Source organism: Paracoccus hibiscisoli (assembly GCF_005048265.1).
GTDB lineage: Bacteria > Pseudomonadota > Alphaproteobacteria > Rhodobacterales > Rhodobacteraceae > Paracoccus > Paracoccus hibiscisoli.
Window position 1 is genome coordinate 50,765 of sequence record NZ_SUNH01000013.1, and the last position, 26,764, is coordinate 77,528.

At 67.6% G+C, this 26,764-nt stretch carries 22 protein-coding genes and 1 tRNA gene; 10 read left to right on the plus strand and 13 right to left on the minus strand.

Annotation, left to right across the window (positions count from 1 at the left end; all coding sequences use genetic code 11):
• Window positions 1-2 precede the first annotated feature (2 nt).
• From FA740_RS10235 to FA740_RS10270, 8 genes are all read right to left on the minus strand, one after another.
• On the minus strand, window positions 3-641 hold the full coding sequence (locus FA740_RS10235; protein ID WP_136856675.1) for a gluconate 2-dehydrogenase subunit 3 family protein: 639 nt from the start codon (window positions 639-641) through the stop codon (window positions 3-5).
• Complete coding sequence (locus FA740_RS10240) at window positions 641-2,329, minus strand: GMC oxidoreductase (RefSeq protein ID WP_136856676.1); 1,689 nt, start codon at window positions 2,327-2,329, stop codon at window positions 641-643. The genes FA740_RS10235 and FA740_RS10240 overlap by 1 nt, the downstream gene beginning before the upstream one ends.
• A 37-nt stretch (window positions 2,330-2,366) precedes the next feature.
• On the minus strand, window positions 2,367-3,260 hold the full coding sequence (locus tag FA740_RS10245; RefSeq protein WP_136856677.1) for a hydroxypyruvate isomerase family protein: 894 nt from the start codon (window positions 3,258-3,260) through the stop codon (window positions 2,367-2,369).
• Window positions 3,261-3,396: 136 nt separating this feature from the next.
• On the minus strand, window positions 3,397-4,332 hold the full coding sequence (locus tag FA740_RS10250; protein ID WP_136856678.1) for an ABC transporter substrate-binding protein: 936 nt from the start codon (window positions 4,330-4,332) through the stop codon (window positions 3,397-3,399).
• 27 nt (window positions 4,333-4,359) lie between these two features.
• A complete protein-coding gene (locus FA740_RS10255) occupies window positions 4,360-5,355 on the minus strand; it encodes an ABC transporter permease (RefSeq protein ID WP_136856679.1) in 996 nt (331 codons plus the stop codon).
• The gene (locus tag FA740_RS10260) at window positions 5,352-6,857 is read right to left on the minus strand and encodes a sugar ABC transporter ATP-binding protein (RefSeq protein WP_136856680.1); all 1,506 of its coding nucleotides are present in this window, start codon (window positions 6,855-6,857) and stop codon (window positions 5,352-5,354) included. Before FA740_RS10260 ends, FA740_RS10255 begins: the two co-directional genes overlap by 4 nt.
• Complete coding sequence (locus FA740_RS10265) at window positions 6,854-7,960, minus strand: Gfo/Idh/MocA family protein (RefSeq protein ID WP_136856681.1); 1,107 nt, start codon at window positions 7,958-7,960, stop codon at window positions 6,854-6,856. The genes FA740_RS10260 and FA740_RS10265 overlap by 4 nt, the downstream gene beginning before the upstream one ends.
• Window positions 7,957-9,009 (minus strand): sugar phosphate isomerase/epimerase family protein, encoded by a 1,053-nt coding sequence (locus tag FA740_RS10270; RefSeq protein WP_136856682.1) that lies wholly within the window; start codon window positions 9,007-9,009, stop codon window positions 7,957-7,959. The genes FA740_RS10265 and FA740_RS10270 overlap by 4 nt, the downstream gene beginning before the upstream one ends.
• Before the next feature lie 147 nt (window positions 9,010-9,156).
• Here FA740_RS10270 and FA740_RS10275 point away from each other — a divergent pair, with 147 nt between their 5' ends.
• The 3 genes from FA740_RS10275 (at window position 9,157) to FA740_RS10285 (ending at window position 14,197) form a co-directional block, all read left to right on the plus strand.
• Window positions 9,157-10,182: a LacI family DNA-binding transcriptional regulator gene (locus FA740_RS10275; RefSeq protein ID WP_136856683.1), complete on the plus strand. Its 1,026-nt coding sequence runs from the start codon at window positions 9,157-9,159 to the stop codon at window positions 10,180-10,182.
• 75 nt (window positions 10,183-10,257) lie between these two features.
• Window positions 10,258-10,794, plus strand: coding sequence for a PAS domain-containing protein (locus FA740_RS10280; protein WP_169306276.1), 537 nt, complete (start codon window positions 10,258-10,260; stop codon window positions 10,792-10,794).
• Window positions 10,787-14,197 carry a CheR family methyltransferase gene (locus tag FA740_RS10285; protein WP_136856685.1) on the plus strand — a complete coding sequence of 1,137 codons (3,411 nt, stop codon included), beginning with the start codon at window positions 10,787-10,789 and terminating at the stop codon, window positions 14,195-14,197. The genes FA740_RS10280 and FA740_RS10285 overlap by 8 nt, the downstream gene beginning before the upstream one ends.
• A 6-nt stretch (window positions 14,198-14,203) precedes the next feature.
• On the opposite strand, the gene FA740_RS10290 is transcribed toward FA740_RS10285, so the two are convergent.
• The gene (locus FA740_RS10290; protein WP_136856686.1) at window positions 14,204-14,785 is read right to left on the minus strand and encodes a TetR/AcrR family transcriptional regulator; all 582 of its coding nucleotides are present in this window, start codon (window positions 14,783-14,785) and stop codon (window positions 14,204-14,206) included.
• 123 nt (window positions 14,786-14,908) lie between these two features.
• On the opposite strand from FA740_RS10290, the gene FA740_RS10295 reads away from it, so the two are divergent.
• From FA740_RS10295 to FA740_RS10305, 3 genes are read left to right on the plus strand one after another with little or no spacing between them, the layout of a single operon-like run.
• On the plus strand, window positions 14,909-16,105 hold the full coding sequence (locus FA740_RS10295) for an efflux RND transporter periplasmic adaptor subunit (protein WP_136856687.1): 1,197 nt from the start codon (window positions 14,909-14,911) through the stop codon (window positions 16,103-16,105).
• Between the two features lie 4 nt (window positions 16,106-16,109).
• Window positions 16,110-19,226: an efflux RND transporter permease subunit gene (locus FA740_RS10300; protein ID WP_136856688.1), complete on the plus strand. Its 3,117-nt coding sequence runs from the start codon at window positions 16,110-16,112 to the stop codon at window positions 19,224-19,226.
• Window positions 19,223-20,608, plus strand: a complete 1,386-nt coding sequence (locus tag FA740_RS10305) for an efflux transporter outer membrane subunit (RefSeq protein WP_246053577.1) — start codon at window positions 19,223-19,225, stop codon at window positions 20,606-20,608. Before FA740_RS10300 ends, FA740_RS10305 begins: the two co-directional genes overlap by 4 nt.
• On the opposite strand, the gene eutC is transcribed toward FA740_RS10305, so the two are convergent.
• The 3 genes from eutC to FA740_RS10320 form a co-directional block, all read right to left on the minus strand.
• Window positions 20,605-21,330, minus strand: coding sequence for an ethanolamine ammonia-lyase subunit EutC (gene eutC / locus FA740_RS10310; RefSeq protein WP_136856689.1), 726 nt, complete (start codon window positions 21,328-21,330; stop codon window positions 20,605-20,607). The genes FA740_RS10305 and eutC overlap by 4 nt on opposite strands.
• Window positions 21,327-22,703, minus strand: coding sequence for an ethanolamine ammonia-lyase subunit EutB (locus FA740_RS10315; RefSeq protein ID WP_136856690.1), 1,377 nt, complete (start codon window positions 22,701-22,703; stop codon window positions 21,327-21,329). Before FA740_RS10315 ends, eutC begins: the two co-directional genes overlap by 4 nt.
• A 76-nt stretch (window positions 22,704-22,779) precedes the next feature.
• Window positions 22,780-22,866: transfer RNA gene (locus FA740_RS10320), tRNA-Leu, on the minus strand.
• 108 nt (window positions 22,867-22,974) lie between these two features.
• Between FA740_RS10320 and lipB the strand changes: the two genes are divergently transcribed.
• The 4 genes from lipB (at window position 22,975) to FA740_RS10340 (ending at window position 26,545) form a co-directional block, all read left to right on the plus strand.
• Window positions 22,975-23,619, plus strand: a complete 645-nt coding sequence (lipB, locus tag FA740_RS10325) for a lipoyl(octanoyl) transferase LipB (protein ID WP_136856691.1) — start codon at window positions 22,975-22,977, stop codon at window positions 23,617-23,619.
• 117 nt (window positions 23,620-23,736) lie between these two features.
• Window positions 23,737-24,177 carry a c-type cytochrome gene (locus FA740_RS10330; protein ID WP_136856692.1) on the plus strand — a complete coding sequence of 147 codons (441 nt, stop codon included), beginning with the start codon at window positions 23,737-23,739 and terminating at the stop codon, window positions 24,175-24,177.
• A 184-nt stretch (window positions 24,178-24,361) separates the two neighbouring features.
• Window positions 24,362-26,038 carry a cytochrome c oxidase subunit I gene (locus FA740_RS10335; RefSeq protein WP_136856693.1) on the plus strand — a complete coding sequence of 559 codons (1,677 nt, stop codon included), beginning with the start codon at window positions 24,362-24,364 and terminating at the stop codon, window positions 26,036-26,038.
• Window positions 26,039-26,098: 60 nt separating this feature from the next.
• Window positions 26,099-26,545 (plus strand): DUF2244 domain-containing protein, encoded by a 447-nt coding sequence (locus tag FA740_RS10340; protein ID WP_338119664.1) that lies wholly within the window; start codon window positions 26,099-26,101, stop codon window positions 26,543-26,545.
• Here FA740_RS10340 and FA740_RS10345 read toward each other — a convergent pair.
• Entirely contained in the window at window positions 26,542-26,730 is a 189-nt protein-coding gene (locus FA740_RS10345) for a DUF3008 family protein (protein WP_136856695.1), read from the minus strand. The genes FA740_RS10340 and FA740_RS10345 overlap by 4 nt on opposite strands.
• Between the last annotated feature and the right edge of the window lie 34 nt (window positions 26,731-26,764).

The window sequence follows — 26,764 nt, forward strand, 5'->3', positions numbered from 1 at the left end:
GGTCAGGTGGCCCAGGCCGGTTCGCCGTCGTAATCCAGATCGCCGATATATTCGCCCGGCACCGGCTCATAGCGCAGGACCTGGGTGGCCCCGACCTCGGAGGTGAAGAAGCCGAACAGCACCAGCTGGTGGATCGCTGTGAAGGGATGGGGCTGCGGCGCGTTGGGGTCCACGATCTCATCCGCGGCAGTGTCGGCAGAGGGCTGGATGTCCAGCGACTGCTGGCGACGCTCCTCGGCATATTCGGCGACCACGACGGCCTGGCGGTTGGCCTCGGTCGAGACCTCCTGCAGCAGGGCCTGGCGGTCCTCGGGGGACAGCGCCTCGAAGGTCGTGCCGTGGCGATCCTGGGCCAGATCGCGCAGCGCCTGCATCCCCTCGCGGAAGGCCTGCTGCTCCTCAGCGTCGAAACAGTCGCTGACGAACACGGTCATGAAGGCGCCCACCCCGGCCTCCTTGGCGCCGGGTGTGTCGGTGGCGGGCAGGATCGTCTCGGCCACCTCGTCCAGAAAGGCGGCATCCTCGGGGGTGAAGATGTTGTCCCCCACCTCGGTCGGGTCATAGGCAAAGGCGCGGTTCGCACCGATCATGGCCGTGCCGGTGACGGCGGCGATCATCGTCAGCAGTTGGCGGCGGTTCATCACAGGTCTCCGTTCTTCAGGGCGGTGACGGCGTGGTCCGCCGCCCGCGCGGTCAGCGCCATATAGGTCAGCGAGGGGTTCACGCAGGACCCCGAGGTCATGCAGGCCCCGTCCGTCACATAGACATTGGGCGCGTCCCAGACCTGGTTATGCGCGTTCAGCACCGAGGTTTCCGGGTCGCGGCCCATGCGCGCGGTGCCCATCTCGTGAATGCCCATGCCGGGGGCATAGTCGCTTTCGGTGGGTTTCACATCGACGACGCCGGCGGCCTCGAAGATGTCGACGGCGTCCTGCTTCATGTCCTCGCGCATGCGCATCTCGTTCTCGCGCAGCTCCACGCTGATCGACAGGACCGGCAGGCCCCATTTGTCGGTCGTTCCCCGGTCCAGCGCGATGAAGTTGTCGTGGTAGGGCAGCATCTCTCCGAAGCCGGTCATGCCGATGGTCCAGTCGCCCGGTTTGGACAGGGCCTCCTTCATGTCGGCGCCGATGTTCAGCTCGGCGATGTCGCGCCGCCAGCCCTGACGGCTGGCCGAGCCCTGATAGCCGAAGCCGCGGGTATAGGGCCGCTCCTCTCCGTCGATGTTGCGGAACCGCGGCACATAGAAGCCTGCGGGACGGCGGCCGAAATAGTACTTGTCGTCATAGCCCTCGACCCGGCCCTCGGCGCCGACGCGGAAATGGTGGTCCATGACGTTATGGCCCAATTCGCCCGAGGACGAGCCCAGCCCCCCCTCCCAGACATCGGTGGCCGAGTTCATCAGCACCCAGGTCGAATTGAAGCTGGAGGCGTTCAGGAACACCACATCGGCGGTGTATTCATAGGTCAGGTTGGTCTCGGCATCGATGATCTCGACGCCGCGCGCGCGCTTGGTGTCCTTGTCGTACAGGACCTCCTTGACGATCGAGAACGGGCGCAGCGTCAGGTTGCCCGTGGCCATCGCGGCGGGCAGCGTCGCCGACTGCGTGCTGAAATAGGCGCCATAGGGGCAGCCCAGCCAGCATTTGTTGCGATACTGACAGGCGACGCGGTTCTGTTCGGGCAGCGCCTCGGTGATGTTGGCGACGCGGCTGTTGATCAGATAGCGCTTGCCGCCGAACGCGTTGCGCAGGCGCGCGGCCACGTCCTTTTCGACGATGTTCAGCGGAATGGGGGGCAGGAACTGGCCGTCGGGCAGGATGTCCAGCCCTTCGCGCGTGCCCGCGATGCCCGCGAACCGCTCGACATGGTCGTACCAGGGCGCGATGTCGGCATAGCGGATCGGCCAGTCCACGGCCACGCCCTCGCGTTCGTTGGCGGTGAAATCGGTTTCCGACAGGCGATAGGTCTGGCGGCCCCACAACAGGCTGCGCCCGCCGACATGATAGCCCCGGAACCAGTCAAAGCGTTTCGCCTCGGTATAGGGGTTCTCCTGCTCATTGGCCCACATGCCAAAGGTCTGCTCGTTCAGGGGATAGTCGCGCGACAGGACCGGATAGTTGTCCTTCATCTCGACCGTGGCGGTGCCGCGATGGGGGTAATCCCACGCCTCCTTGTCGGCGTTCACGTAATCGGACAGGTGTTCGATGTTGCGGCCGCGCTCCAGCATCAGGACCTTGAGGCCCCGCTCCGTCAGCTCCTTGGCGGCCCAACCGCCGCTGATGCCCGATCCGACGACGATCGCGTCGTAGTGCATGTTGTCTGCCATCTGGCGTTCCTTTGTCTTTGGTAGGCTTGAGGCGGGTTCAGACGTCGCAGATCAGCACCGCATCGCGCAGCGATTGCGGACCGGTCTGCGGGTCGAGGGGGACGAATTCCTGCGCGATCCAGCCCTGGTATCCGGTGTCGCGGATCGCGCGGCAGATCGCGGGATAGTTCAGCTCTTGGCTGTCATCGGGTTCATTGCGGCCGGGATTGCCCGCGGTGTGGTAATGGCCGAACCATTGGTGGTGGTCGGTGATCGTGCGGATCACGTCGCCTTCCATGATCTGCATGTGGTAGATGTCATAGAGCAGTTTGAAATTGGGGCTGTTCAGCCGCTCGCACAGCGCCACCCCCCATGCGCTGCGGTCGCACAGATAGTCGGGGTGGTTCACGCGGCTGTTCAGCAGCTCCATCTGCAGCACCACCCCCGCATCGGCGGCGATGGGCAGGATCTGCGACAGACCTTCGGCGCAGTGGTCCAGACCCTCCGCGTCGGACATGCCGCGCCGGTTGCCGCTGAAGCAGATCAGGTTGGTATGGCCCGCCTGTGCCAACAGCGCGATATGGCGGGTATAGCTGTCGATCAGGGTCGGGTGGTTGGCGGGGTCGGCCCAGCCATCCTCCAGGCTGATCTCGGCCCCGTTGCACATGGAGCTGGCCAGCCCGTGTTCGGCCAGGACCGGCCAGTCGTCGGGACCGCACAGGTCGATGGCGCCCAGTCCCACCTGCCGCGCCAGCACGCACAGATCCTCCAGCGCCATGTCGCCAAAGGTCCAGCGCGCGACGGAATGGTTGATATTGCCTTGCAGGCCCTGCGCGGGCTGCGCGGTGGCGGTGCCAAGGCCCAGTCCGGCCACAGCGGCCAGGCCGCCCGCGCCGTGGAACAACCCGCGCCGCGTCACGGCAACAGGCATCCGGTCCGATAAATCGGTCATGCTCTCCTCCCTTTCATGTGGTGCCCCGGTCGCGGCCCGTCGGGCCAAAGATGAAACCGTTTACATGTCGGGGCGGAACGACCCCTCCTCCGGGGTCGGGTGCGGCGCGGGGGTGGCCCCGCGCCGCCGTGTCAGATCAGTACGGGCTGTCTTCGAAGTAGTAATCGGCGGCATTCTCAGGCGTGATCAGCTCGGACGCGATGATGAATTCGCCCGACAGCGGCGCGCCCGAGGTCAGGCCCAGCACCGTCATCTCGATCGCGGTCGAGATCATCGCCGGCGGATAAGTCACGTTGACCGGCACGGTGGGGTCGTTGTTCTGGATGCGCTGGACCATCTCCTTCATGCCGGCGCCGCCGACGACGAACATGTCCTCGGTGCGACCCGCCTGGTCAATGGCGGCCAGCGCGCCCACGGCCATGTCGTCATCGGCCGCCCAGACCGCGTCGATCTCGGGGAAGCGCGCCAGCCAGTCCTGCATCAGGTTGAAGGCCGTGTCGCGGTTCCAGTTGCCGTGATCCATGGCCAGCACCTCGATGCCCGACCCCTCCAGCGCGGCCTCGAAACCCGCCACGCGCTCGTTGTCGACGGTCGACGCGATGCCGCGCATGACGACGACCTTGGCGCCATCCTCCAGCGTGTCGGCGAAATATTGGCCCGCAGTGCGGCCAAAGCTGTCGTTGTCGCCCGCGACATAGAGGTTCTCGATCCCCTCCTGGCTCAGGCCGCGGTCCACGACGGTGACCCAGACGCCGCTTTCGGCGATGCGCTGGATGGGGCCGGTCAGAGGCTCGGATTCAAACGGCAGCACGACCAGCGCGTCGATGTTGCGGGTGGCGACCATGTCCTCCAGGTCGGACACCTGCTGACCGGGGTCCGAGGTCGTGGTCAGCACGAAGGTCATGTCGGGGTTCGCCTCCTGCAGGCGCGTGACGGTGCGGTCGGCGTGAAAGTTCAGCGCCCCCGCCCAGCCATGCGTCGCCGCCGGGATCGAGATCCCGACGGTCTGCGACAGCGCCGGAAAGGCGGTCAGGCTCAGCAAGGCGGTGGTGGCGATCAGGGTCGTCTTCATGGTGGTTACTCCTCCCACAGGTTAAAATCAGCGTGCCGCGCCGGTGTTTCGTTGCAGCACGACGGCAAGGATGATGACGACGCCCTGGATGGCACCGTTCAGATAGGGGCTGACGAAGTCGGTCAGGTTCAGCAGGTTGCCGATCAGCGACAGGATCAGCACGCCCACGACCGTGCCCCAGACGCGGCCGAAACCACCCTTCAGCAGCGTGCCGCCGATGATGACCGCGGCGATGGCCTCCAGCTCCCACAGCAGACCAGTCGTGGCCGATGCGGAGCCGAGGCGCGGCACGTACATGACGACCGCGATGCCCACCAGCACGCCCAGCAGCACATAGGTCGCCAGCCGCACCCGCAGCACGGCCACCGACGAATAGCGCGCGACCTTTTCGTTCGATCCGATGGCGGCGCAGTGGCGGCCAAAGGCGGTGTGGCGCATGGTGATCTCGCCCAGGATGGCCAGCACGGCAAAGACGATGATCGGCCAGGCGATGCCCGCGACGCCGCTGTAATAGACGGGGCGGTACATCTCGCGCATCTCGAAGCCCAGGGACAGGGTGCCGCCATCGGCCAGCCAGGTGACCAGGCTGCGATAGATGCCCATGGTGCCCAGGGTCAGGATGAAGGCCTCGATCCCCGCCCGCGTGATCAGGATGCCGTTGATGAACCCCGCGGCCAGCCCCGTGGCCAGCGCGATGGCGATGCCCGCGAAGATCACCGGCAGCCCCGGCCCCATGCTTTCGGTCAGCATGTTCATCGACAGGATCATCAGCCCGGCCACGAAGGCCGCCATCGACCCCACCGACAGGTCCAGCCCGCCCGCGGTGATGACAAAGGTCATGCCGATCGCGATGATGCCGATGAAGGCCGATCGCGCCAGCACGTTGGTGATGTTGGCCCAGCTGAGGAAGTTCGGGTTCAGCGCCATGCCGATGCCGATCAGCACCAAGAGCGCCACCAGCGGCGCGATGACGGTCAGGTTGACGCGCGGGCGGCGGGTCAGGGTGTTCGTGGCCGTGGTCATGCGGCGTGGTCCTTTGATGATCCGTCCATTCCCATCGCCAGGCCCACGATGCCGCGTTCGGTCACCGCGTCGCCCGACAACTCTCCGGCGATGCGGCCCGCATGCATGACGACCACGCGCGAGGCGAGGCCGATCAGCTCGGGCATCTCGGACGAGATGACGATGATGCTGCGGCCCTCGGCCGCCAGCTGGGCGATCAGGGAATAGATCTGTTGTTTCGTGCCGATGTCGATGCCGCGCGTCGGCTCGTCGATGATGACGACCTGCGGGTCCGACAGCAGCGTCTTGGCCAGCAGCAGCTTCTGCTGGTTGCCGCCCGACAGATCGCCCACCGCCATGCCCCGGTCAGGGGCCTTGATGGCGAAATCGGCGATGGCGCGGTCCAGCGCCGCCTCCTCGCGCTTGTGGTCGATCAGGGGGCGCCCGAAGGTCTCCAGCAGCGGCAGGGTCAGGTTCTCGCGCAGCGTCTTTTCCAGCAGGAGGCCCGCGCCCTTGCGATCCTCGGTCAGATAGGCCAGCCCCGCGCGCATCGCCTGCGCCACCTGACCCGCGGGCAGCTCGGCCCCGTTCAGGCGCACGGTGCCTTGGCGCGGGCGCAGACCGGCGATGGCCTCGGCCAGTTCGGTGCGGCCCGATCCGACCAGCCCGCCGATGCCCAGAACCTCGCCCTTGTGCAGCGTCAGGCTGGCATCGTGGACGATGCCGGGCACGGTGATGCTCTCGGCCACCAGGATCGGCTCGCCATGGGCGGTGATCTTGGGCGGGAACAGGTCGGACAATTCGCGGCCGACCATGGCGGTGGCCATGTCATCCTCGGTCACGTCTGCGGTGCGGTCGGATCGCACCATCACCCCGTCGCGCAGCACGGTCACGCGGTCGGCGATGCGCTTGACCTCGCCCAGCTTGTGCGAGGTATAGAGGATCGCGACCCCCTCCTCGCGCAGACGCTCGATCTGGCGGAACAGGATCTCGGTTTCCTTCTCGGTCAGCACGGCGGTCGGCTCGTCCATGATCAGCACGCGGGCCTTGCGCGACAGGGCCTTGGCGATCTCGACCATCTGCTTGTCGGGCACCGAAATCCGGCTGACCTGCGCCCCCGGATCGGCCCGGCATTCCAGCCGCGACAGCAGCTCGGCGGTGCGCACGCGCATCGCCTTGTGATCCAGCAGCAGGCCGCGCTTCAGCTCTCGGCCCAGAAACACGTTCTGGTCGATGGACAGATGCTCGGCCAGATTGAACTCCTGGTGGATCATGACGATCCCCAGATCCTCGGCCTGATCCGACCCGGTGAACGTGATCGGCTTGCCTTCAAAGGTCACGCGCCCCCCTGTCGGGTCCAGATAGCCCGCCAGGATCTTCATGGTGGTCGACTTGCCCGCGCCGTTCTCTCCGATCAGGGCATGGACCTCTCCGGGATGCAGGGCGAAATCGACGCCATGCAGCACCTCGATGGGGCCAAATGATTTGGTGACGCCCTCCAGCGCCAGAATGGCACCGCTCATGGCATCACCCTGACCCAGCCCGCATCGGCCTTGGAGGACCGGATGCAGGCGTCGATGAAATGCAGCCCCTCCAGCCCGTCCTCGATCCCCGGCAGGGTGTCGGGCATGGTGCCGCTGCGGATCGCGTCGGCAGCCTCGGAATAGAGGTTCGCGAAGCCCTCCAGATAGCCCTCGGGGTGGCCGGAGGGCACGCGGCTGCCCTCCGACAGGCTGCCCGGCCCGGCGCGGCGCAGGATCTGCGCGGGCTGGCCAAACGGAGTGTATTGCAGCGTCTCGGGCGTGTCGTGCTGCCATTCCAGCCCGCCCTTGTCGCCATAGACGCGCAGGCGCAGCCCGTTTTCGCGCCCCGGCGCCACCTGCGACGCCCACATCATCCCCCGCGCCCCCGACGAGTAACGCAGCAGGATATGCGCATTGTCGTCCAGCGCGCGGCCGGGAACAAAACTGGTCAGGTCTGCGGCCAGCATCTCAGGGCGCTGCCCGGTCACAAAGCGCGCCAGCTGGAAGGCATGCGTGCCGATATCGCCGATGGCCCCGCCCGCGCCCGCACGGGCCGGATCGGTGCGCCATGCGGCCTGCTTGCTGTCGCTGTCCTCGGCCAACCAGTCCTGGGCGTATTCGACCTGCACCAGCCGCAGATTGCCCAGATCGCCGCGGGCGATCATGGCACGGGCCTGACGGATCTGCGGATAGGCGGAATAATTATGCGTCAGAATGAACAGCGCGTCCGAGGCCCGCGCCGCATCGGCCAGCTGGCGGGCCTGATCCAGCGTGGCGGTCATCGGCTTGTCGCAGATGACGTGGATGCCCTGGGCCAGAAAGGCCTGCGCCACCGGGAAATGCAGGTGGTTGGGGGTGCAGACGGACACGGCCTCGATCCCGTCGGCGCGGGCGGCCTCGTCGCGGGCCATCTGCGCGTAATCGGCATAGCTGCGCGCGATACCCGCATCCCGCGCGCTGGTCGCCGCGCGTTCCGGGTCCGAGGACAGGGCACCGGCGACCAGGTCGAACCGGCCATCCAGACGGGCGGCGATGCGGTGAACGTTGCCGATCATGGCACCCGCGCCACCGCCGACCATGCCAAGGCGGATGGGGCGGCTCATCGGTCCAGCCCCAGCATGCGGCGGTTGGCACTCATGTCGGCCCCTCCATCGGCGAAATCGTCAAAGGCGCGGTCGGTCACGCGGATGATGTGATCGCGCACGAAGGCCGCGCCTTCGCGGGCGCCGTCCTCGGGGTGCTTGAGGGCGCATTCCCATTCGACCACGGCCCATCCGTCAAAGCCCATCACCGCCAGCTTGGAGAAGATCGCCCCGAAATCGACCTGCCCGTCGCCCAGGCTGCGGAACCGCCCCGCGCGCTGCGCCCAGGGCTGAAAGCCGCCATAGACGCCCTGACGCCCGGTCGGGTTGAATTCGGCATCCTTGACATGGACCATGCCGATCCGGTCGGCATAGATGTCCAGGTTCTCTATGTAATCAAGCTGTTGCAGCAGGTAATGCGAGGGGTCATACAGCATCCGGGCGCGCGGATGCTGGTCCACGCGGTCCAGGAACATCTCGAAGGTGACGCCGTCATGCAGATCCTCTCCGGGATGGATCTCAAAGCAGATGTCGACGCCATTGTCCTCGGCATGGTCCAGCAGCGGTCGCCAGCGGGCGGCCAGCTCGTCAAAGGCGGCCTCGACCAGACCGGCGGGGCGCTGCGGCCAAGGATACAGGTACGGCCAGGCCAACGCGCCCGAAAACGCCGCCATCCGGTCCAGCCCCAGATTGGCCGATGCGTCGATGGTCTTGCGGATCTGATCCACGGCCCAAGCCTGCCGCGCCGCCGGGTTGCCGCGCACCGCCTCGGGGGCAAAGCCGTCAAAGGCCGCGTCATAGGCCGGATGCACCGCGACCAGCTGGCCCTGCAGATGCGCCGACAATTCGGTGATGGCCAACCCGTTGGTCTGCCCCGCCAGATCGTCGCAATAGGCGGCAGAGGTCGCGGCCAGGTCCAGGTCGATCAGCGATGCAGCACCCGACGGCACCTGCACGCCCAGATAGCCGCAGTCGCGCGCCCATGCGGTGATCGCGGGCAGGCTGTTGAACGGTGCCGTGTCGCCCATGAACTGGGCCAGAAACAGGCCGGGGCCCTTGATGGTCTTCATGTATCCTCCCGGAACTTCCCCTCCGAAGCTCCCCCTGACCGATTCCGCGTCATGTAATCGGTTTCATGTGACGTTCTCACAGGATGAAAAGGTTTACAACACCGTTTTTTCCGCTAAGCCTGATCCACCCCCAACAGAAAGTTTGTCGTGTCAGATCAACCCCGTCCGCCCCGCATCCACGATGTCGCCAAGCTGGCGGGCGTGTCGGTGGCGACCGTCAGCCGCGCCATCTCGAACCCGGCCATCGTGTCCGAGGCGACGCGCCAGGCGGTCGAGGCGGCGATCGCCGAGACGGGCTACACGCTGAACTTCACCGCGCGGAACCTGCGCCAGCAGCAGGTGGGCGGCGTGCTGGCGCTGGTGCCGAACCTGGCCAATCCGTTCTTTTCGCAGATCCTGTCGGGCATCTCCGAGGTGCTACGGTCGCATCACCTCAGCCTGCTGGTGATGGACACGACAGCGGTGCCCGACCAGCCCGCGATGACGGTCCTGGGCCCCTATCTGACGCGGTCGCGATCGGATGGGGTGATCGTGCTGGACGGGCAGATGGACCCGCATCTGTTCGCGCGCGCGGGCTGCCCGCCGCTGGTCCAGGCCTGCGAATGGATCGAGGGGCTGTCTGCCCCCCGCGTTCTGGCCGACAATGTCGAGGGGGGGCGCCTGGCCGCGCGGCACCTGACCGATCTGGGCCACCGCCGCATCCTGCATCTGACCGGCCCCGAGGGCAGTTCGCTGACCACCTCGCGCCGCGAGGGGTTCCTGCGCGGTCTGGCCCAGGCCGGGCTGCCCGCGCCGGATGACAGCCACCGCATGACCGGCGATTTCACCGCCCGGTTCGGCCAGCAGGTCGCGGCGCATCTGCTGGCGATGCCCGACCGGCCCAGCGCGGTCTTTTGCGACAATGACGAGATGGCGATCGGCCTGATGCACGGCCTGATCGCGGCGGGCCTGAGCGTGCCGCGCGACATCTCGGTCATGGGGTTCGACAATATCGAGATGGCGGCCTATTGCAGCCCCGGCCTGACCACGATCCGCCAGCACCGCGCCCGTCTGGGGCGGCGCGCGGCCGAACTGCTGCTGGCGCAGATGAAGGGGCAGACCGTCACCGATCACGTGACCCTGGGGGTTGATCTGGTCGTTCGCGGCAGCACGGGGCCGTGCGCCGAAACGTGATTTGCCCCCCTTTTGGTCGCCCGGTATGCTCTGCCGCAGACGGGCGGCCCACCGCCCCGCCGGAACAGGATGACGATGCACCACGACTTGCCCGACGCGCTGCGTGACCAGATCACGCGGTCCCGGATCGCCCTGTCCCTGGCCACCATGCTGCCGGATATGCCGCTGTGCCTGGTCAACCAGGCGTTCCTGACCCTGACCGGCTATGGGTCCGATGACGCCTGCGGGCGCAACTGCCGGTTCCTGCAGGGGCCGGACACGCCGCCCGATCAGGTCCGTGCCATGTCCGATTTCCTGCGCGACGATGGGCAGGACGATGGCCGCTTTCCGGTGCTGAACCACACACGCGACGGGCGCACGTTCATCAACCTGGTGTTCATGTCCAAGCTGCGCGGCGGCGACGGCGTGCTGCGCTATGTCCTCGCGTCGCAATTCGACGTGACGGCGGCGACGGCGGCGGGGACCCGCAACCGCGACGACGCCGCCCTGGGCCGCCACATGACCGACCTGCGCCGCGCCGCCGGAGAGTTCGGGCTGATCATGGCCGATTCCACCGACCTGATCGCGCGGTCGATCAGCACGCTTGCAAGGATCACCGTGCGCGATGAATGACGCCTCGCCCCACCGCGCGACGACGCGCCATGATTTCGCCGTGGTCGGCATCGGCGCCTCGGCCGGGGGGCTGGAGGCGCTGCACGACCTGCTGCGCGATGCCCGCCGCGAGGACCCCGCCGCCTATGTGGTGATCCAGCACCTGGACCCGACCCATGACAGCGTGCTGGCCGAGCTGCTGGACCGCCGCACGGCGCTGAGCGTGCAGCAGGCCACCGACGGCACCACGCTGCAGCCGGGGCATGTCTATACCATCCCGCCGGGGTCGCGGATGCTGATCAGCGACGGCCGCCTGCATCTGGTCGATTTCGATCAGCCGCGCGGGCTGCGCCGCCCGATCGACGATTTCTTCGAAAGCCTGGCCCATGACCGCGGTCAGGCCTCGGCCTGCGTGATCCTGTCGGGGACCGGCGCGGACGGCACGTTGGGCCTGCGCGCGGTCAAGGAACATGGCGGCATCTGCGTCATCCAGGAGCCGCGCACCGCCCGCTATGACGGAATGCCGCTATCGGCGGAATCGACCGGGCTGGTCGATTTCGTCCTGCCCCCCGACCGCATCGTGCCCGCTATCCTGCAGTTCTTTCAGTCGGGCCGATCCACCCCGCCCGAGGACGTGATGCTGGCCGATGCGCGGCTGATCTGTCAGCACCTGCTGGACCGCTGCGGGCATGATTTCTCGGGCTACAAGATGTCGACGCTGATCCGCCGCATCCGCAGGCGGCTGCATGTGCTGAACATGACCAGCACCAAGGACTATCTGCGCCACCTCAAGCGCCATCCCGACGAATGCGAGGCGCTGCTGAACGAGTTCCTGATCAACGTCACGCGCTTTTTCCGCGACCCGGAACTGTTCCAGACGCTGCGCGAGCAGGCCATCCGCCCGATGATCGCGGCCGCCGGCGGAGAGGAGCTGCGCGTCTGGTGCGCGGGATGCTCCTCGGGCGAGGAGGCCTACAGCCTGGCGATGCTGATCGACACCGAGATGCGGGCGGCGGGGCTGCGGCCGCGCTTTACCGTCTTCGCCAGCGACATCGACAAGCAGATGATCGAGATCGCACGCGCGGGCACCTATCCGATCAGCGCCCTGGCCGACATCCCCGAGGACATGCGCGCGTCCTACACCACCCATCGCGATGCGCTGATGCAGATCACGCCGCAGCTGCGCGACCGGGTGCGGTTCTCGCTGCATTCGGTGCTGCGCGATCCGCCCTTTGCGCGGGTGGACATGATATCCTGCCGCAACCTGCTGATCTATCTGGACGAGGAACTGCAGGGCCGCATCCTGCCACTGTTCCATTACGCGCTGCGTCCGGGGGGCTATCTGTTCCTGGGCCCGTCGGAGGGGGTGCGCCGCGAATCCGCCCATTTCACCGAGATGGACCGCCCCGCGCGGCTGTTCCAGCGCGACCAGACCGCGGCCCGCCTGCCGCTGGACCTGCCGTTCCTGCGGGCCGAGGGCGAACGCCCCCCCGCCGGACCCGCCCGCCCGCCCGAGGGCGCCACCGCGCGCGATCACGCGATGGCCGCGCAGCGCCGGGTGCTGGACCGCTTTGCGCCCGCCTCGCTGCAGGTGTCCCGCGCGGGCGAGGTGCTGTGGACCGCAGGCAGGCTGGGCCGCTATCTGACGGTCGATCCGACGGCGCGGCGCCCGGTCCTGGCCCCCGCCATCGTGCATCCCGGCCTGCGCGAGGCCGTGGCCGCCGCGCTGGATCAGGTGGTGACCGGCGGGCGCGCGGTGATCATGCGCAACCTGACCGCACGGTCGGATCTGGGGTCGCAGCCGGTCACGCTGTTCGCCGAACCCCTGCCCGACCGCAGCGTGCTGCTGGTGTTCCACGAGGCGGGCGCGCAACTGGCCGCCAGCAGCGAGGATGAGACGGACGAGCTGAGCCTGACGGAATCGCGGTCGGACCTGCTGGAGGAGCAGCTGCGCCTGACCCGGATCGAGCTGCACAGCGCCGTCGAGGAGCTGGAGACGGCCAATGAGGAGCTGAAAAGCTCCAACGAAGAAATGATGTCGATGAACGAGGAGCTGCAGTCCACCAACGAGGAGCTGAGCACCGTCAATGACGAGCTGAAATCCAAGATCGACGATCTGACGGCGGCCAACAGCGACCTGCAGAACTTCTTTCTGGCGACCAAGATCCCGCTGCTGGTGGTGGATCGCGACGTGCGGGTGCGCAACTTCACCGCCGCCGCCCAGCAGATCTTTCCGCTGCGCCGGTCGGACCACGGGCGGCCACTGGCGGATGTGTCCAACGTCTTTGCCAGCGAGGTCCTGCTGCACATGGCCTCCGAGGTCGCCCATCAGGGCGAGGCGCAGACCACCGAGCTGCCCGAGGCCACCGGCCATCGCGTCTGGCGGATCGACGCCAAACCCTATCGCGGCCCCGAGGGGCATCTGGACGGCGCCATGCTGGTCTTTGAGGACGTGACCGACCTGCGCGACCTGCGCATCGAGGTCGAGCGCCAGGAGGAGCGGCTCAAGGCCGTGCGGTCGCTGGCGCGCATTGCGGTCTGGGACTATGACGCCCGCGCCCAGGTGCTGACCATCGACGACAGCTCGGACCTGCTGGGGCTGGGGCAGACCGCGCAGCTGCCGATCTCGGCCTTTGCGGCGATGATCGCGGCGCCCGACCGCGAAGGGCTGCTGGCCGATCTGGCGGCCTGCGCGGCGGGCCAGGGCTTTCGGCGGGTGCTGACGCCCGCATCCGACGCGCGGTCCGGGGTGCGGCTGGAGACAGCAGGCGCGCGTTTCGGGACGGATGACGGCGACTGCCGGGTGCTGGGCGTGATGCTGGACGTGACCGCCGCGCAATCGGCCGCCACCCTGCGCGAGGCGGTGATTTCCGAGATGGACCACCGGGTCAAGAACCTGTTCACCCAGATCTCGGCCATGCTGCGGATGGCGGGCCGAGAGACGGACGACGCCCAGACCGTCGTCCACGAGGTCGGCACCCGCATCAATGCGCTGGCCGCGTCCCACGGGCTGACCACGGCCAAGGGCACCCGGTCGCAGGTCGGCCTGCAGGATCTGGTGGACACCACGCTGGCCCCCTATCGCGGCGCGCGGGTGACTATCGGCGGCGGTGATCTGACAATTTCGGCCAAGCGGGTCGTGCCGATGTCGCTGATCCTGCACGAACTGGCGACGAACGCGTTCAAATACGGCGTGCTGGGCCCGGTGGACGGAACGCTGGATGTCAGCTGGCACAGCGACGACAGCGGCACCGTGCTGGACTGGACCGAACGCTATGACGCGCCCAATGCCACCGATCCAGACCGGGCGGACTCCGATGCGGGGTTCGGGTCGGTCCTGCTGGAGGGCGCCACCGCCCAGATCGGCGGCGTGCTGGAGGTCACAGCCGACGCCGACAGCCGCCGCACGCGCCTGACTTTCTGACGCCGCTCAGACCAGCAGGTGCCCCACCTGCCGCATCTGGCGGGCGATCATCGGGGGGATGTCGCTGACCGACATCGCGTCATCGGCGGCCCAGTGGCGCACCGCATGCGACAGCGCATGGGTTGCCAGTTCGGCGATCAGCATCGCCTCGGGCTGGCGGTCGGGGCCCAGGCGCGTATGCAGCAGCCCGCCCAGCGTCAGGGCGATGTTGTCCATCGAATTGCGGAACACCGCCATCAGCTCGGGCGTGGTGTCCCAGACCTGTTCGATCATGCGGACGATCTCGCGGTCGATCTCCTTCGCCTCCAGCATGCGGCCCAGCAGACAGGCCAGGTCGTCAACCAGCGGCCCGGTCGAGGTCACGATCCATTCCGCCGCACAACTGTCCAGCTGGGGGGGCATGCCCAGCACCGCCGCCTGCTTGTTCGGATAATAGTTGAAGAAGGTCCGGGTGCTGATCCCGGCCTCGGACGCGATGGAATCGGTCGTGACGCAGGCATAGCCGTGCCGCAGGCTGAGGCGCAGCGCCGCCAGCTGGATCTCGCGGGCGGTCTGCAGGCGGCGGCGGTCGCGAAGGTTGATGGTCATTTTCGTGGCAGTCTCCCCATGCAGTCATCCCTGCAGTTAAAGCAAATATTGCATAGTCCGCAAAATCATGCAATCAGCGCCCGACAGTGACGCACCGTCGAGTGCACTTCCAGGACGATTACAATGCCGAAATACAGCCTTGCGACCGGCGCCGCCATGGTCGCCGCGATTCTGCTTCCCGCCATGGCCTGGTCGCAGGCGCCGGGCGGGATGCCCCCCAAGCAGGTCGGCGTGATGCCCGTCGCGCGCCAGGACGTGCCGCGAATCGTCACCATGCCGGGGCGCGCGGTCGCGGCCTCGGACACGGCGATCCGCCCGCGGGTCGGCGGCATCGTCACCGAGATCCTGTATCAGCCCGGCGCCCCGATCGAGGCGGGCACGCCGATGTTCCGCATCGAGGACACGACCTATCAGGCGAACCTGGCCAGCGCCGAGGCGCAGGTCGCCTCGGCCACGGCCCAGGTCACGCAGGCGCAATCGTCCTTTGACCGCACGCGGCAGCTGCTGGGGTCCGGCACCACCCAGGCCCAGGTCGAGCAGGCCCAGGCCACGCTGGACCAGGCCAATGCCACCCTGCAATCGGCCGAAGCCACGCGCACATTGGCGCAGGCCGATCTGGATTGGACGACGGTGACCAGCCCCATCGCCGGCATCGCCAGCGTGGCGGCCGCATCGGTGGGTGATCTGGTGACCGCGGGCCAGGCCGAGGCCATGGCCACCGTCACCCAGCTGGACCCGATCGAGGTCGACATGTACGAACCCTCGTCGCGGTTTCTCAGCGTTCTGGACGACATCACCGATGGCAGCCTGCGCCTGAACGACGAACTGGCCGCGACCCTGACGCTGGAGAACGGGCGCGAATATCAGGCGGTGGGCCAGCTGGTCGCGCCGGGGGTGACGGTGTCGACCTCGACCGGGTCGATCGACACGCGGTTCCGTTTCGACAATCCCGACAACCTGCTGCTGCCGGGCATGTTCCTGCGCGGCAAGGTCGAGCTGGGCGTGACCTCGGCCATCCTGGTGTCGCAATCCTCGGCCACGCGCGACAAGATCGGCACCCTGACGGCCTGGGTCGTCCAGGACGGCAAGGTCAGCCAGCGCCGCCTGACCGAAGATGGCAGCTATGATCAGCAATGGATCATCACCGAGGGGCTGGAGGATGGCGACCTGCTGGTCGTCGACGGCCTGGCGGGCCTGGCCGAGGGCATGGAGGTCGTTACCGTCCCCGTGACCATCGACCAGACCGGCGTGGTGCGCGAACAGGCTCCGGCCGGGGACGCACCCGCAGCGGATGCCGCAACCGCACCCGCGGCGGAGTAAGCGCATGGCCCGTTTCTTCATTCACCGCCCCGTCTTTGCCTGGGTGATCGCGCTGATCACCATGCTGGTCGGCGCGCTTGGCCTGAACAGCCTGGCCATCGAGCAATATCCCCAGATCGCCCCCACGACCGTCCAGATCCGCGCCGCCTATAACGGCGCCTCGGCCGAGATCGTCGAATCCTCGGTCACCACCGTCATCGAGGATGCCATGACCGGCATCGACGGGCTGACCTACATGACGTCGAATTCGACGCCGGGCTCGGCCTCGATCGCGCTGACCTTTGACGACACGGTCGACCCCGAGATCGCCCAGGTGCAGGTGCAGAACAAGCTGCAGCTGGTCACCTCGCAGCTGCCCGACGTGGTGCAGCAGCAGGGCGTGCAGGTCGAACGCTCGTCCAGCTCGATCTTGCTGGTGGCGGCGCTGACGGCGGCGGATGGCAGCTATTCCACCGTCCAGCTGGGCGACCTGATCGCGCAGTTCATCGAGGACCCGGTCAAGCGCACGCCGGGCGTCGGTTCGATCAACACCTTCGGGTCGGGCTATGCGATGCGGATCTGGATGGACCCGATGAAGATGGTGCAATACGGCGTCACCCCCGCCGATGTGACCGCCGCCGTCGCCGCCCAGAACACCAACGTCACCGTCGGCAATCTGGGTGCCCAGCCCGCCGTCGAGGGTCAGCGCCTGACCGTGTCCGTCACCGCCCAGTCGCAACTGTCCACCGTCGACGAATTCGAGAGCATCCTGCTGCGCGTCGATCCGGACGGATCGACCGTGTTTCTGGGCGACGTCGCCCGGATCGAGATCGGGCAGGAAAGCTATGGCGGCAATTCGCGCTATAACGGCAACCCGGCGGCCGCCGTTGCGGTGAACCTGGCCACCGGCGCGAACGCGGTTTCCACCGCCGCCGCGGTGCGTGAGACCATCGACGGGCTGGCGGGCGCCCTGCCCCCGGGGGTCGAGATCACCTATCCCTATGACACCTCGCCCTTTGTGGAAAAGTCGATCACCCAGGTGTACAAGACCCTGGCCGAGGCCGTCGTGCTGGTCTTTCTGGTCATCCTGGTCTTTCTGCAAAGCTGGCGGGCGACGATCATCCCGGTCGTGGCGATCCCGGTCGTGCTGCTGGGCACCTTTGCGGTGCTGGCGGTGGCGGGCTTTTCCATCAACACGCTGACCATGTTCGCGCTGGTCCTGGCCATCGGCCTGCTGGTCGATGACGCCATCGTCGTGGTCGAGAACGTCGAACGCGTGATGGAGGAGGAGGGCCTTGACCCCGTCGCCGCCACGGAAAAGAGCATGGACGAGATCACCGGCGCGCTGGTCGGCATCGTGCTGGTCCTGTCGGCGGTGTTCCTGCCGATGGCGTTCCAGACCGGCGCCACGGGCGTGATCTATCGCCAGTTCTCGATCACCATCATCACGGCGATGATCCTGTCCCTGGGCGTGGCCGTCATCCTGACGCCTGCCATGTGCGCAAGCCTGCTGAAGGCGCGCAAGCATGGTCAGGGCGGCATCGCGCCCGCCCGCTGGTTCAACCGCAACCTGGACCGGGTCAATGACGGCTACATGAGCGCCGTGACGCGGCTGGTGAAACGCCCGCTGCGGATGCTTCTGGTGCTGATCGCGATCGGCTTTGGCGTCATGACGCTGTTCGACCGCCTGCCCGGATCGTTCCTGCCCGACGAGGATCAGGGCGTCGCCCTGGCCATCATCCAGGGCCCCGACGGATCGACCACCCAGCAGACCCAGGCCCTGGTCGAGCGGGTCGAGCAATACCTACTGACCCAGGAGACCGACACGGTGGAATCGGTCTTTGCCGCCCTGGGCTTCAGCTTTGGCGGCACGGGCCAAAGCAACGCGCTGGTCTTCATCAAGCTGCGCGATTACGCCGAACGCGACGGGTTCGACATCGCCTCCCTGGTGAACCGGGCGAACGGCTATTTCTTCACCACCAACCGCCAGGGCATGATCTTTGCGCTGCAGCCGCCCGCGATCCAGGGCCTAGGCACCTCGTCGGGCTTTACCATGTATCTGGTGGACCAGACCGGACAGGGTCAGGACGCACTGGCCGCCGCCGCCAACCAGTTGGTCGCCGACGCACAGGCGGGCGGCCAGGTCACCAACCTGCGCGGCAACGAGACCGCCAACACCCAGACCGCCCTGCGCCTGGATATTGACCAGCAAAAGGCCGCAGCCTTTGGCCTGAACATCGGCGACGTGAACGCCATGCTGTCGGTGATCTTTGCCGGGCGGGACGTGAACGACTTTGCGCTTGGCAACGACCTGCGCCCCGTCATCGTCCAGGGCGAGGCCTATGCCCGCAGCCAGCCCGAGGACGTCGACCGCTGGTATGCCCGCAACAACCAGGGAGAGATGGTGTCCTTCGGCGCCTTCGCCGACCAAAGCTGGCAGCAGGAGCCGCAATCGCTGGCGCGGTTCGGCGGCACGCGGGCGCTGGAACTCAGCGGGGCGGCCGTCGCCGGCCTGTCGTCAGGCGAGGCGATGAGCGTGATGGAACAGATGGTCGCGGATATGGAGGGCGGATACGGCACCGCCTGGACGGGCCTCTCGTTCCAGGAACGCCTGTCGGGCAACCAGGCGCCGCTGCTGTTCGCGCTGTCGGCGCTGGTGGTGTTCCTGTCGCTGGCCGCGCTGTACGAAAGCTGGGCGGTGCCTCTGGCGGTGATGCTGACGGTGCCGGTGGGCATTCTGGGCGCGCTGGTCGCGGCGCTGTATTTCGGCCAGTCGAACGACGTCTATTTCAAGGTCGGCCTGCTGACGACCATCGGGCTGGCCGCCCGGAACGCCATCCTGATCGTCGAATTCGCCCAGGCCCAGGTGCATGAGGGCAAATCCGTGGTCGAGGCCGCATTGATTGCGTCCCGCCAGCGCCTGCGCCCGATCCTGATGACGACCTTCGCCTTCATGCTGGGCGTGCTGCCGCTGGCCATCGCCTCCGGTGCGGGTGCGGGGGCGCAGAACTCGATCGGCATCGGGGTTCTGGGCGGCATGGCCTCATCCGCCGCCATCGGGATCTTCCTGGTGCCGGTCTTTTACGTGGCCGTGCTGAAGATCCGGTCGCTGCTGTCGCGCAAGAAGGAACAACCCTCGTGACCCATCTCCGCATGACCCGCGCGACGCTGTCGCTTGGCGCGCTTTTGATGATCTCGGCCTGTGCCGCGGTGGGGCCCGACCCCACCGACCTGCCCGACACCCGCGTCCAGGGTGCCTTTGCCGAAACCGAGGGCGGCGCCCTGGGCCAGGTCGGCACCAACGCCTTCTGGTCGGGCTATCAGGACCGCACCCTGTCGCGGCTGATCGCGGGGGGGCTGGGCACCAGCCTGGACATCATCACCGCCAATGAACGCATCCGCGCGGCCGCCGCCGACCTGCAGGCGACCCAGCCCCTGTCGGCGCAGATCGCGGGCGACCCGGCCTCGGCCAGCCGCGTGCGCGCGGGCGGTGACGGCCAGCCCACCGCGACCACCAGCAGCGCGACCCTGTCGGCGGGCTTTGTGTTCGATCTGTTCGGGGGCGCGCGCCGTGCCCGCGAAGGGGCCACAGCCGGGGTCGCCTCGGCCGAGGCGCAGGCCCAGGTCACCCGCCTGGCCTGGCTGGCCGAGGTGATCGGCGCCTATGCCGATGCCCGCTTCAACCAGCAGGCCATGGCCCTGACGCGCGAGACGATCCGTGCCCGCGAGGCCACGCTGTCGGTGACCCGCGAAACCCAGGCCCTGGGCTTGGCCACCGATTACGACATCGCCCAGACCGAGGCCCTGCTGCAGATCGCCCGCGCCGACCTGCCCAATTTCGAGGCCCAGTTCAACGCCCAGGTCTATCGCCTGTCCACGCTGCTGAACCAGCAGGCCGGGCCGCTGATGGCGCAGATGCAGGGCGGGTCGGGCGCGCTGCGCATCCCGCCGGGTCCCGGCACCGGGATTCCGGCGGACCTGCTGCGCAACCGCCCCGACATCCGCGCGGCCCAGCAGGATCTGGTGCAGGCGCTGGCGGCGGTGGGGGTGGCCACGGCGGACATGCTGCCGTCGCTGTCGCTCTCGGGCACGGTCAGCGATCAGGGCGGGGCCACGGCCTGGGGGTTCGGCCCGCGCATCAGCCTGCCGGTCGCCAATCAGGGCGTGCTGGGGGCTGCCCGTACCCGCCGCCTGTCCGAGGCGCGCCAGGCCGATCTGGCCTTTCGCAGCCAGGTCGCCGCGGCGGTCGAGGATGTCCAGACCAGCCAGTCGACCCTGCGCCGCCTGCGCCAGCGGGTCACGGCGCTGGATCAGGCATCCGCCAGCTATGACCGCGCCTATGCGCTGGCCCGCACCAATTTCGAGGCCGGCGCCCTGCCGCTGGTCGATCTGCTGGACGTGGACCGCCAGCGCGCGGCGGCGCGGCTGCAGGCGGTGTCGGCCAGGAACGACGCGGCCAAGGAATGGGCCCGGCTGCAGATCGCCACGGGGGCCGGTGCCGCCGTGGCCCGCATCGCGGACTAGGACTGCGGCAGCATCCCGGTGCTGCCGCTCTCATCCTTCAGCGCGACGCCCGTGGCGCCGATGCGGCGGGCTTGGGTGACCAGCCAGGCCAGACGCTCGGCCGCGGCGGCATGGGACAGGCCGCCCCGCAGGTGGATGTTCGACACGCAGTTGCGCGCGCTGTCGCGCAGCCCCACACGCGGAGTATGGGTCAGATAGGCGCCCAGGCTGTCGGCCACCGACAGGCCGGGGCGCTCTCCGATCAGCATGATCACCATGCCCGCCCCCATCGCCTCTCCGATCGCATCGCCCAGGGCCACCCGCGCGCCCTGCGCCAGCACGACGGGCCGGCCCGCCAGCTCGGGCAGCAGCGCCACCAGCGCCCGCGTGACCCCCGCCGCCTGCGCCATGACCGCGGGCGCGGACAGCCCATCGCCGATCACCACCAGCAGCGGCGGCGCGGACCGCGGCAGATCGCAGTCCCCCAGCTGCCGCCCCAGATCGGGCCTGCGCAGATAGGTCGCCCGGTCGGTCGCGCGGCTGGCCACGCGCAGCACCGGCAGCGGCGCCAGATCGCGGGCCAGCGCGTCCCAATCCACGGCGGCCTGGATCGCATCGCGGGCGGCGGCGTGATCCTCCTGAAAGGCCATCAGATCGCCCAAGGCGGTGGCCCCCGCCCCGGCCTGCAACCGCACCCGCGCGGGCGTCAGCGCGGACAGGCGGCGCAGGTCAGGCGCGCTCATGCGGGCAGGCCCAGGCGGCGGGCCATCGCCCCCGCATCGGGCAGGATGCCCCCGGCCAGGCCGAACCCCTCCAGCCAGCGGGCGAATTCGGGCGCGGGGGTCAGGCCGGTGATCTCGCGCAGATAGGCGATGTCCTCGAAGGCCAGGCTTTGGTATCCCAGCATCACGTCATCGGCGCCCGGCACCGCGATGACGAAGCTGACCCCGGCCTGCGCCAGAAGGGTGGACAGCGTGTCCATGTCGTCCTGATCGGCCTCGACATGGTTGGTGTAGCAGACGTCCACCCCCATCGGCAGGCCCAGCAGCTTGCCGCAGAAATGATCCTCCAGCCCCGCGCGGATGATCTGCTTGCCGTCGAACAGGTATTCCGGCCCGATGAAGCCCACGACCGTGTTGACCAGCAGCGGCGCATAGGCCCGGGCGACGCCTTGGGCGCGGGCCTCCATCGTCTGCTGATCGACGCCATGATGGGCATCCGCCGACAAAGCGGACCCCTGCCCCGTCTCGAAATACATCACGTTCTGGCCGACGGTGCCGCGACCGGCCTCCTGCCCCGCCTGATGCGCCTCGGCCAGCATGGACAGGGTGATGCCGAAGCCGTCATTGGCGGCCTGGCTGCCCGCGACGGACTGAAAGATCAGATCGACCGGCGCGCCCCGCTCCAGCAGGGTCAGCGCGTTGGTCACATGGGTCAGCACGCAGGTCTGCGTCGGGATCTCCAGCGCCTGGCGCATCTCGTCCAGGGCGACCAGCAGCGCGTGGCAATTGGCCAGATTGTCCGAGGCCGGGTTGATCCCGATCACCGCATCGCCCGCGCCCTGCAGCAGCCCGTCCAGCACCGCCACCGCGATGCCGCGCGGATCATCCGCCGGGTGGTTCGGCTGCAACCGCGAGGCCAGCACCCCCTGCCCGCCGATGGTGTTGCGAAACGCCGTCACCACGCGAACCTTGCGCGCCACGCGGATCAGGTCCTGGTTGCGCATCAGCTTGCTGACCGCGGCCACCATCTCGGGCGTCAGGCCGGGGGCCAGCGCGGCCAGGGCGGCGGTATCAGCGGCGGGCGACAGCAGCCAGTCGCGAAAGCCCCCCACGGTCATCGCCGCTACCGGCGCAAAGGCCGCGCGGTCGTGACCGTCCAGGATCAGGCGCGTGACCTCGTCGGTCTCATAGGGGATCAGGGGGTCGTTCAGGAACGCCGTCAGCGGCAGGTCCATCAGCACGCGCCGCGCCGCGACCCGCTCCAGCGCGCTGCCCGCCGCAATGCCCGCCAGCTGATCGCCTGACCGTTCAGGCGAAGCCGCGGCCAGCACGGCGGCCAGCCCGTCAAAGCGACAAGTCTCTTGTCGCGCGGCGGCGGAATAATAGAGGGGCATCGGCATCCCTATTGTCAGGGAACCAGAATGCCCCGCATCGGGGCGGCGTCAAGGCATCAATGGAAAAAGGGGGGGTTGGTGCGGCCGAGAAGACTCGAACTTCCACTCCGGTTAAGGAACAGCGACCTCAACGCTGCGCGTCTACCAATTCCGCCACGGCCGCATCCGGGCAGTGCGCGCCTGATAGCCGAGGCGCGGTGCAAAGAAAAGCGCTTTCTGCGCGGCCAGATCGATGTTGACGGGACCGGGCGGAACCGCCACATCGCGGGACATGGTTGAATGGATCATCAGCAGCGGCCTGACCGGCCACGATCAGGCCGTGGCCGTCATGGAGGACCGCGTGGCCGCCATCCTGGCCGGCACCGCCCCCGAGGCCGTCTGGCTGGTCGAGCACCCGCCCATCTATACCGCCGGCACCAGCGCGAACGCGCAGGACCTGCTGCAGCCGCGTTTTCCGGTGCATGCGACGGGGCGCGGGGGGCAATACACCTATCACGGGCCGGGCCAGCGTATCGTCTATGTGATGCTGGACCTGAACCGGCGGGGCCGCGACGTGCGCGCCTTTGTCGGACAGCTGGAGGGGTGGGTGATCGACGCGCTGGCCAGCTTTGGCGTGTCGGGCCAGATCCGCGAGGGCCGCGTGGGCGTCTGGGTGCCGCGCCCCGACAAGCCCCCCCTGCCCGACGGCCAGATGCGCGAGGACAAGATCGCGGCCATCGGCGTCAAGCTGCGCCGTTGGGTCAGCTTTCACGGCATCTCGATCAACGTGGACCCGGATCTGTCGCATTACGACGGCATCGTGCCCTGCGGCATCAGCGGGCACGGGGTGACGTCGCTGGTCGATCTGGGCCTGCCGGTGGGGATGGCCGATCTGGACGTGGCGCTGCGGGACGGGTTCGCGCGCCAGTTCGGCTAAGGCCGATCAAATCTTGCGATGCGACCTTTCGGTGGCTGGCCTTCCGCCTCGATCTGGCTCTACGATGCCCGACGGGAGACCACGGCCCCACCCACGGGGCGGAGCGAGGAACTACGCATGAGATCAGCCATTGTCGGCGCCCTGCTGGGCGCGACCCTAGCCATTCCGGCCGTTGCACAGGAAACCGGCGACCCCGTCGCGGGCGAAAGCGAATTCCGCAAGTGCCGCGCCTGCCACATGATCCAGGATGCCAGCGGCACCGACATCGTCAAGGGCGGCGCCACCGGTCCGAACCTGTGGAACATCATCGGATCCCCCATCGCCGAGGAGGAGGGCTATCGCTATGGAGACGGCCTGCTGGCCGCCAAGGCGGCCAATCCCGACCTGGTCTGGACCGAGGAGGAGATGATCGCCTATGTCACCGACCCCACCGTCTGGGTCCGCGAGAAGTCGGGCGATGATTCGGCCCGCAGCAAGATGACGTTCAAGCTGAACCGCAACCAGGCGGACCTTGCGGCCTATCTGACGACCGTCTCGCCGGACGCCCCGGCCGAGTGATCGCGCCTGCGGCGATGCGCCGCATGACGCCGCGATCAGGCCCCGCCCGGATCTGCTAGTCTGGACGGGGCGTTCGCTCGCAAGGCCACAGTGACGCATTGCCCGATTCATGCAGGTGGTCTAAAGAACGCGTGATAATGACGGTCGACAGGCCGGATCGACGACATCTTGAGGGAGTTCGGGTATGGCAGACGCAGCCGCACACGGCCACGACGACCATCATGACACGCGCGGGTTCTTTACCCGCTGGTTCATGTCCACCAATCACAAAGACATTGGTATTCTTTACCTTTTCACCTCCGGCATCGCCGGTTTCATCGCGGTGGCCTTCACGGTCTACATGCGGATGGAACTGCACGAGCCGGGCGTGCAGTACATGTGCATGGAGGGCGCGCGATTCTTCGCCGACGCCACCCGTGAGTGCAGCCCGAACGGCCACCTCTGGAACGTCCTGATTACGTATCATGGCGTGCTGATGATGTTCTTCGTGGTGATTCCCGCGCTGTTCGGCGGCTTTGGCAACTACTTCATGCCGCTGCAAATCGGCGCGCCGGACATGAGCTTCCCGCGCATGAACAACCTCAGCTATTGGCTGTATGTCACCGGTCTGCTGCTGGGCATCGCCTCGCTGCTGTCGCCGGGCGGCAACCAGCAGCTGGGTTCGGGCGTGGGCTGGGTCCTGTACCCGCCGCTGTCCACGAACGAGGGCGGCTATTCGATGGACCTGGCGATCTTCGCCGTCCACGTCTCGGGTGCCAGCTCGATCGTTGGTGCGATCAACATCATCACCACCTTCCTGAACATGCGCGCCCCCGGCATGACCCTGTTCAAGGTGCCGCTGTTCGCTTGGTCGGTCTTCATCACCGCCTGGCTGATCCTGCTGGCCCTGCCCGTCCTGGCCGGCGCCATCACCATGCTGCTGATGGACCGCAACTTCGGCACGAACTTCTTCAATCCGGCCGGCGGCGGTGACCCGGTGCTGTACCAGCACATCCTGTGGTTCTTCGGCCACCCGGAAGTGTACATCATCATTCTGCCCGGCTTTGGCATCATCAGCCATGTCATCGCGACCTTCTCGAAAAAGCCGGTCTTCGGTTACCTGCCGATGGTTCTGGCCATGGCCGCGATCGGCATCCTGGGCTTCGTGGTCTGGGCGCACCACATGTACACCGTCGGCATGTCGCTGACCCAGCAGAGCTATTTCATGCTGGCCACCATGACGATCGCCGTGCCCACGGGCATCAAGGTCTTCTCGTGGATCGCGACGATGTGGGGCGGCTCGGTGGAGTTCAAGACGCCGATGCTCTGGGCCTTCGGCTTCCTGTTCCTGTTCACCGTGGGCGGCGTCACCGGCGTGGTCCTGTCGCAGGCGCCGCTGGACCGCGTGTATCACGACACCTACTATGTTGTGGCGCATTTCCACTATGTGATGTCCTTGGGTGCGGTCTTCGCGATCTTTGCGGGCATCTATTACTGGATGGGCAAGATGTCGGGCCGCCAGTATCCCGAATGGGCCGGCAAGCTGCACTTCTGGATGATGTTCATCGGTGCGAACCTGACCTTCTTCCCGCAGCACTTCCTGGGCCGTCAGGGCATGCCGCGCCGCTATATCGACTATCCGGTGGAATACGCCTTCTGGAACGCGATCAGCTCGTGGGGCGCCTATCTGTCCTTCGCGTCGTTCCTGTTCTTCATCGGCATCGTGTTCTACACCCTGTTCGCAGGCAAGCGCGTGACCCAGAACAACTACTGGAATGAATACGCCGACACGCTGGAATGGACCCTGCCCTCGCCCCCGCCCGAGCACACGTTCGAGCAGCTGCCCAAGCGCGAGGACTGGGACCACAGCCGCGCCCACTGAGATCGTCCGACGATGCCCTATCATTGGCACGATCAGGCCCCGGACACGTCCGGGGCCTTTTTGCAAAAACTGACCCTGTGGCCGCATCGGTCGCTGCCCAAGCGCGGGTTCGTCTGGTTCATCGCCGCAACCGCCGCCTTCCTGTCGCTGCCCATGCTGGCGGTGCTGGGCACGCAGGTGCTGTGGGGGCTGTTGCCCTTCATGGTGCTGGCGGTGGGGGGCGTGTGGCTGGCGATCCAGCTCAGCTATCGCAGCGGGCAGACGCATGAGGAGCTGGTCCTGGGTCGCGCCCGGCTGGAGGTGCGCCGCCACGATCCGGGCCGCCCCGAGCGGCTGTGGCAGACCAACAGCTATTGGGTGCGCCCCAGCCTGCGCGACGGCCCGGTCGAGGCCTATCTGACCCTGACCGACGGCCAGCGCGAGATCGAGCTGGGCGCGTTCCTGACCCCGGACGAACGCCGCAGCCTGTGTGACGAGCTGCTGCGGCGGCTGGCCTCGGTCCGCTAGTCGTCCGGGGCCCGGTCGGGCAGGTCGTCATGGTCGGTGGCGGCGATGTTTTCCAGCTCGGCCTCGGTCATGCTGTCATACATGTCCTTGGACGCGCCTTGCAGGTCGCCGACTTTGCTCTCTCCGCGCTTGGCGGACAGGGCCGCGCCTGCGGCGCGTTGCTGGGCTTTAGATCTGGCGGGCATGGGGTTACCTCCTGCCCGCCCAACCCCTCAGGAC

Bases quoted from the DNA above. Each gene is read 5' to 3' on its own strand.
- FA740_RS10250 (WP_136856678.1), bottom strand. From the start codon at position 4,332: ATGAAGACGACCCTGATCGCCACCACCGCCTTGCTGAGCCTGACCGCC.
- FA740_RS10260 (WP_136856680.1), bottom strand. From the start codon at position 6,857: ATGAGCGGTGCCATTCTGGCGCTGGAGGGCGTCACCAAATCATTTGGC.
- FA740_RS10330 (WP_136856692.1), top strand. From the start codon at position 23,737: ATGAGATCAGCCATTGTCGGCGCCCTGCTGGGCGCGACCCTAGCCATT.
- eutC (WP_136856689.1), bottom strand. From the start codon at position 21,330: ATGAGCGCGCCTGACCTGCGCCGCCTGTCCGCGCTGACGCCCGCGCGG.
- FA740_RS10300 (WP_136856688.1), top strand. From the start codon at position 16,110: ATGGCCCGTTTCTTCATTCACCGCCCCGTCTTTGCCTGGGTGATCGCG.
- FA740_RS10335 (WP_136856693.1), top strand. From the start codon at position 24,362: ATGGCAGACGCAGCCGCACACGGCCACGACGACCATCATGACACGCGC.
- FA740_RS10235 (WP_136856675.1), bottom strand. From the start codon at position 641: ATGAACCGCCGCCAACTGCTGACGATGATCGCCGCCGTCACCGGCACG.
- FA740_RS10245 (WP_136856677.1), bottom strand. From the start codon at position 3,260: ATGACCGATTTATCGGACCGGATGCCTGTTGCCGTGACGCGGCGCGGG.
- FA740_RS10270 (WP_136856682.1), bottom strand. From the start codon at position 9,009: ATGAAGACCATCAAGGGCCCCGGCCTGTTTCTGGCCCAGTTCATGGGC.
- FA740_RS10290 (WP_136856686.1), bottom strand. From the start codon at position 14,785: ATGACCATCAACCTTCGCGACCGCCGCCGCCTGCAGACCGCCCGCGAG.
- FA740_RS10315 (WP_136856690.1), bottom strand. From the start codon at position 22,703: ATGCCCCTCTATTATTCCGCCGCCGCGCGACAAGAGACTTGTCGCTTT.
- FA740_RS10255 (WP_136856679.1), bottom strand. From the start codon at position 5,355: ATGACCACGGCCACGAACACCCTGACCCGCCGCCCGCGCGTCAACCTG.
- FA740_RS10285 (WP_136856685.1), top strand. From the start codon at position 10,787: ATGAATGACGCCTCGCCCCACCGCGCGACGACGCGCCATGATTTCGCC.
- FA740_RS10345 (WP_136856695.1), bottom strand. From the start codon at position 26,730: ATGCCCGCCAGATCTAAAGCCCAGCAACGCGCCGCAGGCGCGGCCCTG.
- FA740_RS10295 (WP_136856687.1), top strand. From the start codon at position 14,909: ATGCCGAAATACAGCCTTGCGACCGGCGCCGCCATGGTCGCCGCGATT.
- FA740_RS10280 (WP_169306276.1), top strand. From the start codon at position 10,258: ATGCACCACGACTTGCCCGACGCGCTGCGTGACCAGATCACGCGGTCC.
- lipB (WP_136856691.1), top strand. From the start codon at position 22,975: ATGGTTGAATGGATCATCAGCAGCGGCCTGACCGGCCACGATCAGGCC.
- FA740_RS10265 (WP_136856681.1), bottom strand. From the start codon at position 7,960: ATGAGCCGCCCCATCCGCCTTGGCATGGTCGGCGGTGGCGCGGGTGCC.
- FA740_RS10240 (WP_136856676.1), bottom strand. From the start codon at position 2,329: ATGGCAGACAACATGCACTACGACGCGATCGTCGTCGGATCGGGCATC.